Annotated in this window: 10 protein-coding genes; 7 read left to right on the forward strand and 3 right to left on the reverse strand. The window is 66.0% G+C overall.

All coding sequences use genetic code 11. From position 1 onward, the window contains the following. Window positions 1–90: 90 nt before the first annotated feature. Window positions 91–360 (reverse strand): GlsB/YeaQ/YmgE family stress response membrane protein, encoded by a 270-nt coding sequence (locus P2Q66_RS10985; RefSeq protein ID WP_079595779.1) that lies wholly within the window; start codon window positions 358–360, stop codon window positions 91–93. 209 nt (window positions 361–569) lie between these two features. On the opposite strand from P2Q66_RS10985, the gene P2Q66_RS10990 reads away from it, so the two are divergent. After that, window positions 570–1,436: an HAD family hydrolase gene (locus tag P2Q66_RS10990; protein ID WP_275728000.1), complete on the forward strand. Its 867-nt coding sequence runs from the start codon at window positions 570–572 to the stop codon at window positions 1,434–1,436. Window positions 1,437–1,446: 10 nt separating this feature from the next. Here the strand turns inward: P2Q66_RS10990 and P2Q66_RS10995 are convergent, their stop codons facing one another. Further along, on the reverse strand, window positions 1,447–2,826 hold the full coding sequence (locus P2Q66_RS10995; protein ID WP_275728003.1) for a UDP-glucose/GDP-mannose dehydrogenase family protein: 1,380 nt from the start codon (window positions 2,824–2,826) through the stop codon (window positions 1,447–1,449). Beyond that, a complete protein-coding gene (locus P2Q66_RS11000; protein WP_275728004.1) occupies window positions 2,823–3,980 on the reverse strand; it encodes a glycosyltransferase family 1 protein in 1,158 nt (385 codons plus the stop codon). Before P2Q66_RS11000 ends, P2Q66_RS10995 begins: the two co-directional genes overlap by 4 nt. Before the next feature lie 280 nt (window positions 3,981–4,260). Between P2Q66_RS11000 and P2Q66_RS11005 the strand changes: the two genes are divergently transcribed. The 6 genes from P2Q66_RS11005 to P2Q66_RS11030 all read left to right on the forward strand — a co-directional run bounded on the left by P2Q66_RS11005 (window position 4,261) and on the right by P2Q66_RS11030 (window position 11,633). Continuing rightward, a complete protein-coding gene (locus P2Q66_RS11005; protein ID WP_275728006.1) occupies window positions 4,261–5,811 on the forward strand; it encodes a sugar ABC transporter ATP-binding protein in 1,551 nt (516 codons plus the stop codon). Continuing rightward, window positions 5,808–6,851 carry an ABC transporter permease gene (locus P2Q66_RS11010; RefSeq protein WP_115524430.1) on the forward strand — a complete coding sequence of 348 codons (1,044 nt, stop codon included), beginning with the start codon at window positions 5,808–5,810 and terminating at the stop codon, window positions 6,849–6,851. Before P2Q66_RS11005 ends, P2Q66_RS11010 begins: the two co-directional genes overlap by 4 nt. After that, window positions 6,844–8,001 (forward strand): ABC transporter permease, encoded by a 1,158-nt coding sequence (locus P2Q66_RS11015; RefSeq protein ID WP_275728007.1) that lies wholly within the window; start codon window positions 6,844–6,846, stop codon window positions 7,999–8,001. Before P2Q66_RS11010 ends, P2Q66_RS11015 begins: the two co-directional genes overlap by 8 nt. Further along, the gene (rhaS, locus tag P2Q66_RS11020; protein WP_275728009.1) at window positions 7,991–9,046 is read left to right on the forward strand and encodes a rhamnose ABC transporter substrate-binding protein; all 1,056 of its coding nucleotides are present in this window, start codon (window positions 7,991–7,993) and stop codon (window positions 9,044–9,046) included. The genes P2Q66_RS11015 and rhaS overlap by 11 nt, the downstream gene beginning before the upstream one ends. A 102-nt stretch (window positions 9,047–9,148) precedes the next feature. After that, complete coding sequence (locus tag P2Q66_RS11025; protein WP_275728011.1) at window positions 9,149–10,612, forward strand: L-fucose/L-arabinose isomerase family protein; 1,464 nt, start codon at window positions 9,149–9,151, stop codon at window positions 10,610–10,612. A gap of 157 nt (window positions 10,613–10,769) precedes the next feature. Continuing rightward, window positions 10,770–11,633: a PRC and DUF2382 domain-containing protein gene (locus tag P2Q66_RS11030; protein ID WP_275728012.1), complete on the forward strand. Its 864-nt coding sequence runs from the start codon at window positions 10,770–10,772 to the stop codon at window positions 11,631–11,633. Window positions 11,634–11,640: the final 7 nt, after the last annotated feature.

An 11,640-nucleotide genomic window follows, 5' to 3' on the forward strand; every position in this document is an offset into this window, starting at 1 on the left:
GAAGGTGCCCGGCCGTTGCCAGCGGTACGCAGAAACGCCGCCCTCCGGGTGGGAGGACGGCGTTTGAGGCTGATGAAATATGAGGTGCTGTTACACCCTGCGGTGGCTGCGGTTGGTGATTGCGCCGTAGACCAGCAGTACGACGATGGAGCCGAGAATGGCCAGCAGCCACGTACGGATATCGAAGAATTCCGCCAGTCCGCCGCCAAAGATCAGCGAACCGATCCAGCCGCCCAGAATGGCGCCGACAACGCCAAGGACCATGGTTACCACCCAGCCTCCGCCCTGACGACCCGGCAGGATTGCCTTCGCGATGGCTCCGGCGATCAGGCCCAAAATGAGAAATCCGAGAATGCCCATGTTGTCACTCCTTAATCAGTAAGTTGTGCCGGGCCCCCATTTCCGGTGTCCTAATTCAATCAGCGTGCTTACTTCTCTGCAAGGCTTTGTTTATCACAGGATGACTGTCACTTTGCCTCAAGGAATGCCGATCATTTACCGTGTGAACCCGCACAAATGCGCGCCTTCGATAGGATTGGGTGTCCCCGCAGCAGACCAAGGAGCCCGGCATGTCCAGCCAGCAAACCGTCCGGCCACGTGCCATCTTCCTCGACATCGACGGCACGTACGCGGACCACGGGCTGGCACCTGCAGCGCACGTTGAGGCTGTCCGGACAGCACGCGCGCTCGGCCACCTGGTTTTTGTCTGCACCGGGCGGCCGCTGTCCATGGTTCCCGGCCACATCCTCGAAACGGGCTTCGACGGCGTCATCACCGGGGCCGGTGCCCGCGTGGAGCTCAACGGCGAGATCCTGAAGGACACCCGCTTTGAGCCGGACCTGGCCGCCCGCCTCGTGGAAACGCTGGATGCCCATAAGGCCGCCTACATACTGGAAGCACCGGAGGCGCTGCATGGCCGCACGGGGGTTGACCAGCGGCTGAGGCAGGTGCTGGGTCCTGTGTTCGCCGGCCGGCCACGGCACGACGGAGTCCTCAGCACTGATGTAGATCCGCTTGAGGACATCCTGGGGCCTATGCAGTACAGCGACGACCTGCGTTCCGCCTCGTTCGCCAAAATTTCCTGCTTCGACTCGCCGGTGCCGCTGGCAGAACTCCTGGACACCTTCGGCCCGGAGGTGGGCCTGATCCCCAGTTCCCTCTCGGCGCTGGGCGACCGTGCCGGCGAGATCTACATGGCCGGGACCCACAAGGCGGTGGGCATCCAGGTGGTGGAAGCCCGTCTCGGGCTGGACCGGGCGGACATCGTGGCCATCGGCGACAGCGCCAATGACATCGAAATGCTGGAGTATGCGGGAATTGGGATTGCCGTTGAAGGCGGGCACCCGGACGTGCTGGCTGTCGCTGACAGGTTCACTCCCGGCCCGGCCGGCAATGGTGTGGCACTGGCCTTTGCCGAACTGGGACTCCTGGGCTGACACGCCAGGGTCAGCGGGCGGCAGCCTCCGCCGGTTGGACCATCGGTGCTGCAGGCGAGGTGCCCAGGCCGCGCACCAGCCAGCCTTCCGCCTGCCAGGCAGCGGCGTCCAGCGTGTTGCGCGCATCCAGCACCACCCGCCGTCGGACCAGCGAAGCGGCCGCTGCCGGGGAGAATCGGCGATAGTCGTCCCACTCGGTGAGGAGCAGCACCAGTTCGGCGCCCTCGAGCGCGCGCTCGGTGGAGGCTTCGAAGCGCAGCCGCGGGTAGCGCCGCCAGGCATGGTTCACGGCTTTCGGATCCGTCACCGTCACATGCGCGCCGGCGGCAGCCAGCCGGTCTGCCACATCGAGGGCGGGCGAGTCACGGATATCGTCCGTGTCCGGCTTGAACGAGGCGCCGAGGACCGTGACGGAGCGGCCGGCGAGGCTGCCACCGCAGAGCTCTGCGGCCAGTCCAACGGTCCGGGTGCGCTGTCCCAGATTCACCGAGTCCACCAGCCGCATCCAGTCCTCCACCGCTGTAACGCCATGGTCTGCGGCCTGGCTCCGGAAGCTGCGGATGTCCTTGGGCAGGCAGCCGCCGCCGAATCCCAGCCCGGCGTGCAGGTACCGGCTTCCGATCCGCGGGTCCAGTCCCATCGCCTCGCTGAGTTCCGCAACGTCCGCACCGGAGGCGTCGCACAGCTCGGCCACGGCGTTAATGAAGCTGACCTTGGTGGCCAGGTACGCATTCGCCGCCGACTTGATGAGTTCCGCGGTGGCAAAGTTGCAGACAAGCCGCGGGATCCCTGCCCGGAGCAGGGGCTCGTACACGGCGTCCAGCGCGGCCGTGACCCCAAGCGGCGCTCCCGACGACGGGCCGAAGGCAGCGGCGCGGCCGCCCTCCACGCCATAAACCAGGCGGTCGGGAACCAGTGAGTCCTTCACGGCTGTACCCTGCCGGAGGAATTCCGGGTTCCATCCCAGCCGCACGTCCGGGCGCGGGGACAGCACACCGCGGAGCATCGCCACGGTGCCGACGGGCACCGTGGATTTGCCGACGACGACGGCGCCCGCGGCCAGGTGCGGCAGCAGGGCTTCCGTTGCGGAGACCAGGAAGGTGAGGTCGGCGGCGTCGGACGTTTTGTCTTGGGGGGTGCCCACGCAGAGGAAGTGGACCTGTGCGCCCTTGGCGTCCGCCATGTCGGTGGAGAACCGCAGCCTTCCGCTGGCCCGCCCGTCCTGGAGGAGTTCGTCCAGGCCGGGTTCGTGGAACGGGGCTACACCGCCGCCCAACTGGCTGACCTTGGCCGGATCGACGTCGACGCCCACCACGCTGTGGCCCATGGATGCCAGGGTGGCGGCGTGGACGGCGCCCAGGTAGCCGCAGCCGATGACGGAAATTTTCATTGGATTGCCCCTGCCCGTGAACCCGATCCATGTGCTGCCGGCCTGTCCGCCATCACGTCCGTATAGTGCCCCACCAAATCGGCGCACAGCGCCGGCCAAGTCCTGTTCTGAACAGACGCATGGGCAGCGGCCGCGAACGCCCGGCGCTTGGCGTCATCGCCCATGAGGTCCAGCACCCGGGCACGCATTCCTGCAAGGTCGCCGGGTTCGTAGAGCCAGCCCGTCCGGGAGTTCTCGACCAGGTCCAGGGGTCCGCCGCGGCCGGTGGCCACCACGGGCACGCCCGATGCCATGGCTTCCTGGATGGTCTGGCAGAACGTTTCGAACTCGCCCGGGTGGACGAACAGGTCGAAGGACGCAACGGTGCGTGCGAGCTCGTCGCCGCCCAGGAAACCGGTGAAAACGGCGTCCGGCAGCGCATCTTCCAACGCTGCACGCTGGGGCCCGTCTCCCACGATCACCAGCCTGGCGTTCGGCACTCCGGCCAGGGCGGCCAGGTCCTCAACCTGCTTTTCCACGGCAAGCCTGCCCACATAGCCGATGATCCGCTGACCGCCGGGCGCCACCGCAGCCCGCCACCCGTCGTCGCGCTTTTCCGGTGAGAACCGGGCGGTGTCCACGCCGCGGCGCCACATCTGCACCCGGGGAATGCCGCGGCCGCGCAACTGGTTCAGCGCGAACGTTGAGGGCACCAGGGTGCGGGAGGCAAGCAGATGGATGTTTTCCACCCGGTTCCAGGCCCAGTTCTCCAGGAACGGGACCCCGTACCGGGCGGCATAGCTGGGGACCTCTGTCTGGTAGATGGCCACCGTGGGGATACCAAGCTGGTGGGCCGCCTGGGCCGCCCGCCAGCCGAGGACGAACGGCGACGCCAGATGGACCACGTCCGGTGCGTAGTCGGCAAGGATTCGCTTGACCCGGTACACACCGCCCATCGCCACGCGAACGTTCGTGTATCCCGCCAGCGGGACGGCGGGAAGCCGGTGGATGTGTGCGCCCTTGACCTGGTCCGGCGCCTCCCCGTCCTGCGTGGACGGTGCAATGACCAGGACGTCGTCGCCCCGTTCCTGCAGGTGGTCAAGCACCCGCAGGATGGAATGTGTCACCCCGTTCATCAGTGGCAGGAATGATTCAGCAACAATTGCGATCCTCACCCCTCCACGCTGGGCGCCGGGCCTGACACGGCGGGGGAGAAGGCGTTACCCCGAGGGAAAGGTTGGGTGAACAGGAAGGGCGCCGCCTGGGCGTGCCAGGCCGGCCAAGGGCCCGGGCGGAACTGCCGCGGATGCCGCCCCAGCACAGATCGGTTACGAATGCCTGCACCGGCCCCTGATTCTATTGACGGCGCTGGTGGGCGGTCTTATGATTCAAACCACGTAGGAGTTCTGAAACGATTCATTCCAAGCTCGTAAACCTCGAAGGCGCGGTTACTCTATGCAGCAAACTCCGAATGCACATGCGGTTCCCGGATCTGGGGAACGGCCGCAGGAGACAGTGCTTTCGCTGACCCACGCCGCCAAGACATTCGGCCCGGTGGTCGCACTGGCGGACGGCACCATTGAAATCCGGGCCGGGGAAATCCACGCCCTAGTGGGGGAAAACGGTGCCGGCAAATCCACGCTGGTGAAGATCCTCGCCGGCCTCCACCACCCGGACTCCGGGGACTTCCGGCTCAGTGGGGAGCCTGTCCATTTCCGGAACGTGGCCGAGAGCAAGGCAGCCGGAATATCGGTCATCTACCAGGAGCCCACGCTGTTCCCGGACCTGACGGTCGCGGAAAACATCTTCATCGGCCGGCAGCCGAAAGGGCGCTCGCGGCTCATCAGCCGCAGCGAGATGAGGCGCCAGGCCGCGGAACTGTTCAGGCGGCTGGGGGTCCCCATCGATCCGTCCAGGGTGGCAGAGGGACTCTCCATCGCGGACCAGCAGATCATTGAAATCGCAAAAGCCATTTCCCTCGATGCGAAAGTCCTGGTGATGGACGAGCCCACCGCCGCGCTCAGTGGGGTGGAAGTGGACAGGCTCTTCGCCGTGGCCCGCGCCCTGCGGGACAAGGGGACCGGAATCCTTTTCATCTCGCACCGTTTCGACGAGGTGTTTGACCTCTGCGACCGGATCACCGTCACGCGGGATGGCCGGTACATCGCCACCCACCGGACCGCCGACGTCACGGTTGAACAGATTGTCCGCGAGATGGTGGGCCGCGATATCGCCACGCTGTTTCCCAAGGCGGAGGCGGAGATCGGCCACACGGTGCTTAAAGTCGAGGGGCTCAGCAGTGCCGGGGTTTTCCGCGACATCAGCTTCGAGGTCCGCGCCGGCGAAATTGTCGCCTTGGCCGGACTGGTGGGGGCAGGCCGCACCGAAGTTGCCCGCGCCGTGTTCGGGATCGACCCCTACGATTCGGGGCGGATCGAAGTGGAAGGCAAACCCTTGAAGGTGCGCGATCCGCAGGCCGCCATCGCGGCCGGCCTCGGGTTTGTCCCGGAGGACCGCCGCAAGCAGGGGCTGGTGATGAACCTGTCGGTGGCCCGCAACGTCACCCTGACGCTTCGGGAAAAATTCCTGACGGCCGGACTCATCAATGGTGCCAAAGAGCGCCGCGCTGCCCAGGAGTGGAGCAAGCGCCTGCAGGTCAAGGCCGGTTCCCAGGAGCACGCCGTCTCCACCCTCTCCGGCGGGAACCAGCAAAAGGTGGTGCTCGCCAAATGGCTGGCCACGGACCCCCGGCTGCTGATCATCGACGAACCCACGCGTGGCATCGACGTCGGCACCAAGAGTGAAGTCCACCGGCTCATCTCAGACCTGGCAGTGCGGGGGATCGCTATCCTGATGATCTCGTCCGAACTGCCCGAGGTCCTGGGCATGGCGGACCGGGTCTTCGTCATGCGCGAGGGCCGCATCACAGCCCACCTGGACCGTGCTGCCGCCGATCCCGAATCCGTTATGCACGCCGCAACATCATCCACGGGAGTGACGGAATGAGCTCCACCATCGACCACCGGGAACCAGGCACGACGGCGGTGCGCGCCGGCGGAGGCGCGCTTGGCTCCGTGCTGCGGCTGCGTGAGCTTCCCGTCCTGATTGCGCTGGCCCTGCTGGTGCTGGTCACGTACCTGAACAACCCGCTGTTCCTGTCGCCGCAGGGGGTCAAGGACCTCCTGTTGAACGCAACCATCATCATGATCCTCGCGGCGGGGCAGACCCTGCTCATCATCACGCGGAACATCGACCTCTCGGTGGGCTCCATGCTGGGGCTGGTCGCCTTCGGCACGGGGTCCATCTTTGCGGCGATGCCGGACCTGCCCATCTTCGCCGTCCTCGTCGTCGGGATGGCCTTCGGTGCGTTGCTCGGATCCATCAACGGGCTGCTGGTGACCGTGGCCAAGGTACCGGCGCTGGTCATCACCCTCGGCACGCTCTACGTGTTCCGGGGCCTCAACAACGCCTGGGCCGGGGGCAAACAGTACTTCGCCGGAGACCGGCCGGAAGCCTTCGGTGCCCTGTCCGTGGACACCGTGCTCGGATTCCCCATCATCACCCTGCTGGCTATCGCGGTGGTGGTTGCCGTGGCGGTCTACATGGCCGGGACGCGCCCCGGCAGGGACCTGTACGCCATCGGCTCGGACCCCGACGCTGCCACGGTCTTCGGCATCAAGGTATCCAAGCGGGTGTTCCTGGCGTTCCTTGCCAACGGCGCGCTCGCAGGCCTGGCCGGAGTGCTCTACGCCAGCCGCTTCAACTCGGTGGGGGCAACCACCGGAACCGGCATGGAACTGGACGTCGTTGCGGCGGCGGTGGTGGGCGGCGTCGCCATCTTCGGCGGCAGCGGAACCGTTGCCGGCGCCGCCCTGGGTGCACTGCTCCTGACCACCATCACCAGCTCCCTCACCGCCTTGCGGGTCGACAAGTTCTGGCAGCAGGCGATTGTGGGCATCCTCATCCTCACCGCCATCATCATCGACCGCCTGGCCAGCCTTCGGACAGCGAAGAAACTGCGGATAAGCGAGGCACGCAATGTCTGAAACCACCACCCCCAGGAGCAAACCGGCGCCGGCCGCGGCGCTCGCAGACAGCACCAGGCCGCTTGCGGACGAGCCGAAGGGCAGGACAGGGGCAGCCCGGATCCTGGCCAGCCGCGACGCCATCACCATCTACGCCCTCCTGGCGTTCCTGGTCTACGCAGCCATCGCCATCCCGCGGTTCGCCTCCCCGGTCACCACCGGCTTCCTGCTCCTGGATGTCATACCGGTGCTGCTCATCGCGATGCCCATGACGCTGATCATCATCACGGGCGAGATCGACCTTTCGGTGGCCAGTACCGCCGGGCTGACCAGCGCCCTGATGGGTGTCCTGTGGGCGGGCGGGATGGACATCTGGCTGGTGCTCGCCATCTGCCTGCTCGCAGGAACGGCAGCAGGCATGTTCAACGGATTCCTGATCGCCGTCCTGGGCCTGCCGTCACTGGCAGTCACCATCGGAACCCTGGCCCTGTTCCGTGGACTCGCCCTGGTGGTGATCGGCGACAACGCCGTGGCCAACTTCCCAAAGGAACTGACCGCCTTCTTCACCTCCAAGCTGGGCGGGACGGGCATCCCGACGGTGATGATCGGCGTCGTCCTTGTCATGCTGTTTTTCGGCATCCTGCTGCACTTCACGCCCTTCGGACGCGGTCTCTACGCGATGGGTTACAGCAAGGAAGCCGCCACGTTCGTGGGCATCAAGGTGGCACGCAGCAAGTTCTGGCTGTACGTGGCATCGGGCGTGGTTGCATCCCTGGCCGGAATCTATTGGACGCTGCGGTACACGAGCGCCCGCAGCGACAACGCCTCCGGCCTGGAACTCGCCGTGATCGCCGCCGTCCTCCTGGGCGGCGTGTCCATCTTCGGCGGCAAGGGGACCATTCCCGGTGTCATCGCCGGCGTCCTGCTGATCGGCACCCTCAACTACGCCCTGCGCCTGGGACGCGTGTCCGACGTCGTCCTGATCACCGTGACCGGACTGCTGCTCATCGCTTCCGTGGTGGCTCCCAGCATTGGGTCGGGCATCAAGGAGTGGCGGCACACCCGGCGGGTCCGCCGCAGCTTTTCCCGGGACACCGGCGGAGGCGGCACAGCCCCTCACCGCGTCCAAAAAACCGACCGCACCAAGGAGAAGGAAAACAATGATGTTTAACCGCAAAAACACCGGACTCGGCGGGCGCATGGTCCCGCTGGTCACCCTGACCGCTGCGGCGCTCGCCTTGACAGGGTGCGCCGGCGGTGGGGGGACCCAGGGGGAGACCTCCGCCCCCGTCGAGGAGCAGAAGATCACGTTCATTCCCAAGCAGTTGAACAACCCGTATACGGACGTTGTCCTCGGCGGCGGCAAGAAGGGATCGGAGGAAGCAGGATTTGCATCCTCGCAGGTGGTGGGCCCGCTTGAAGCGTCTGCCTCCAGCCAGGTGTCCTTCATCAACGCCGAAACCCAGGCGGGGACGAACGTCATCGTCATCGCCGCCAACGACCCCGACGCCGTGTGCACCGCCCTCGGCGAGGCACGGTCCGCGGGTGCCAAGATTGTGGCGTTCGACTCCGACGCGAACCCCGACTGCCGCGACGTCTTCATCAGCCAGGTCGTGGCCAAGGAGGTGGCACTCATCCAGACCAAGCTGATCGCGGAGCAGATCGGCGGATCCGGCGAAATCGCCATCCTGTCCGCCACCGCCAATGCCACCAACCAGAACGAGTGGATCAAGTTCATGGAGGAGGACCTCAACACCAACCCGGCCTACAAGGACATCAAACTGGTGGCCAAGGTCTACGGCGATGACGACGACACCAAGTCCTTCCAGGAAGCCCAGGGCCTGCTGCAGGCCCACCCGAACCTGAAGGGCATCATCTCGCCCACCACCGTGGGCATTGCCGCCACGGCCCGCTACCTCTCCACGTCGGCCTACAAGGGCAAGGTGGCACTGACGGGCCTGGGCCTGCCCAATGAAATGCGGCCGTTCGTCAAGGACGGAACCGTGACGGAATTCGCGCTGTGGGATCCGGCCCAGCTCGGCTACGTGGCTGCCTTTGCCGGCAAGGCACTGGTCGAAGGAAAGATCACCGGAGCCGCAGGGGACACCTTCACGGCAGGCGAACTGGGAGACCGCACGGTTGAGGAAGGCGGACTGGTCATCGTGGGCCCGCCCACCGTCTTCAACAAGGACAACATCGACCAGTACGACTTCTAGCGCCGCACGGGGTCCATTCCGCGCCGGCTGGCCCGGAATGGACCCCTGCGGTTGCATCGACTCTATTTCCGCTGAAAATTCCGAGCCGGAAGGCCGTGCACGTTGGCAGCTACGAACCGCTCAGCAGAGTTATTGAAGCCGCACCGGCGCCGGCCCACCCGGATCGGGCTGGTCTCCGGGGGACTGGGAGCCTACTGGCCGCAATTCCCCGGGCTCCTGCCGCAACTGCAGGAATCGGCCCGATACGTCACCAGCAGGCTGAGGGAACTGGACGCCGACGTGGTCGACGCCGGCTTCATCTCCGACGCGCCCGAAGCCGCCAGGGCAGGGGAAAAGCTGAGGGTGGCCGACTGCGACCTGATTGTCATCTTCCTGGCCACCTACCTCACCTCCTCCATGGTCCTTCCCATCGCCCAGCGCGCAGGCACCCCGGTGCTGGTCATCGATCTCCAGCCGACGGAGGCAATGGACCACGCGAATTTCGGCACCGGACAATGGCTTGCCTATTGCGGACAGTGCCCGGTGCCCGAGGTCGCCAACGTGTTCCGCCGCGCCGGGATCGAGTTCCGCTCCGTCTCGGGGTACCTGAAACAGGAAGCAGCCTGGGACCGGATCAACCAGTGGGTGCACGCCGCCGGTGTCCGTGCGCGGCTCCGGAATGCCCGGCACGGCCTGATGGGGCACCTCTACCCGGGCATGCTGGACGTCTCCACGGACCTGACGGGCGTTTCAACCACGTTCGGTTCACACGTGGAAGTCCTCGAATTTGATGACCTGCGCGAACGGGTGAACGCGGTGACCGATGAGGAAGTCTCGGAGCGCCTTGACCTCGCCCGGAGCCTGTTTGTGCTCGATGAGTCCGTCAACGACGACGATTTCGCCTGGGGTGCGAGGGTTTCTGTTGGGCTGGACCAGCTGGTGGAGGACTTTGACCTGGACTCCGTGGCCTACTACCACCGCGGGCTGGCCGGGGAGCAGCACGAGCGGCTGGGGGCGGGCATGATCCTGGGCTCCTCCATCCTCACGGCCCGCGGAATCCCGATGGCGGGGGAGTACGAGCTGCGGACCTCGATCGCCATGCTGGCAGCGCAAGCCATCGGAGCCGGCGGTTCGTTCACCGAGATCCAGGCGCTCAACTTCTTTGACGGGGTGGTGGAGATGGGGCACGACGGCCCGGCGCACCTCGCCGTCTCCGCCAGGGAGCCTCTCCTGCGCGGGCTGGGCACCTACCACGGCAAGCGCGGCTGGGGCGTTTCGGTCGAATTCGACGTCCGGCAGGGCCCGGTCACCACCTTTGGCCTCGGCCAGGACCCGGACGGCACCTACGTCTTCGTCACGTCGGAAGGGGAAGTAGTCCCCGGACCGCTCCTGGAAATCGGAAACACCACCTCCCGGGTACATTTCGGCGGCGATCCGGGACTTTGGGTTGACCGGTGGAGCCAGACCGGCATAGGCCATCACTGGGCCCTCTGCCTTGGCCACCGGGCCGCTGACTTCGGCGCCGCTGCGTCGCTTCTCGGCATTGAGCACAGGCATGTTTCCCTGAAACAGGAGAAAATTTACTAAGTAAGCTTTCCTTTTGATGCTAAGCATGCTTAGGGTAGAGGAGCAGCGAACACGAAGCCTCAAGCAGCCGGGGCAGAGGCCGTGTGCCGGGGACCCCCCGGCGCCGGTCGAATCCATTGCTGCCGACCCAGTGCAACGACACATCCAAGGAGACGTCATGCTCAACAGGGAAAACATTGAAGACCTGCTCAACAGGAACGGCAACGTCATCGGTTCAGACGGCGAAAAGATCGGCTCGATCGGTCAGCTCTACGCGGACGACGACACCGGTGAGCCCACATGGGTCACCGTCAAGACGGGGCTTTTCGGCACTTCCCAGTCCTTCGTTCCCGTCGAAGGCGCGCACAGCCAGGGCGATGACCTGGTGGTGCCTTACACCAAGGAACACGTCAAGGACGCACCGCGCGTAGACGTGGACGGCCACCTCACCCCTGAGGAAGAGGACCGCCTCTACACCTACTACGACCGCGGAGCCCGTACCTACTCCGAGACCCGGGACGTTGACTACCAGGGCGACGCCGACCTGAATGCCGGCACTCCCACCGCCGGCCTGGGCCGCGACAGGGACTACGACACGGACCGCGGCACGGTCGGCCACGACACGTCCGGGCCCAACACTGACGACGCGATGACCCGTTCCGAGGAACGGCTCCACGTCGGCACCGAACGCGAGGCCACCGGCCGGGTCCGGCTGCGCAAGTACGTCACCACGGAGAACGTCACCAAGACCGTGCCCGTGCAGCGCGAAGAGGTCCGCCTGGAGCGCGAACCCATCACCGACGCCAACCGCGGCGCAGCGATGTCCGGACCGGACATCAGCGAAGAGGAGCACGAGGTGACCCTCCACGAGGAACGCCCCGTGGTGGAGAAGGAAACCGTTCCGGTGGAGCGGGTCCGCCTCGACAAGGACGTGGTCCAGGACGACGTCACGGTCAACGAGGAAGTCCGCAAGGAACGCATTGAAGCGGACGGCATCGACGACGACCGGCGGCGCGGCATCGACGATGACCGCCGGATCTGACCCAGTA

Source organism: Arthrobacter sp. Cr_A7 (genome assembly GCF_029222765.1).
GTDB lineage: Bacteria > Actinomycetota > Actinomycetes > Actinomycetales > Micrococcaceae > Arthrobacter.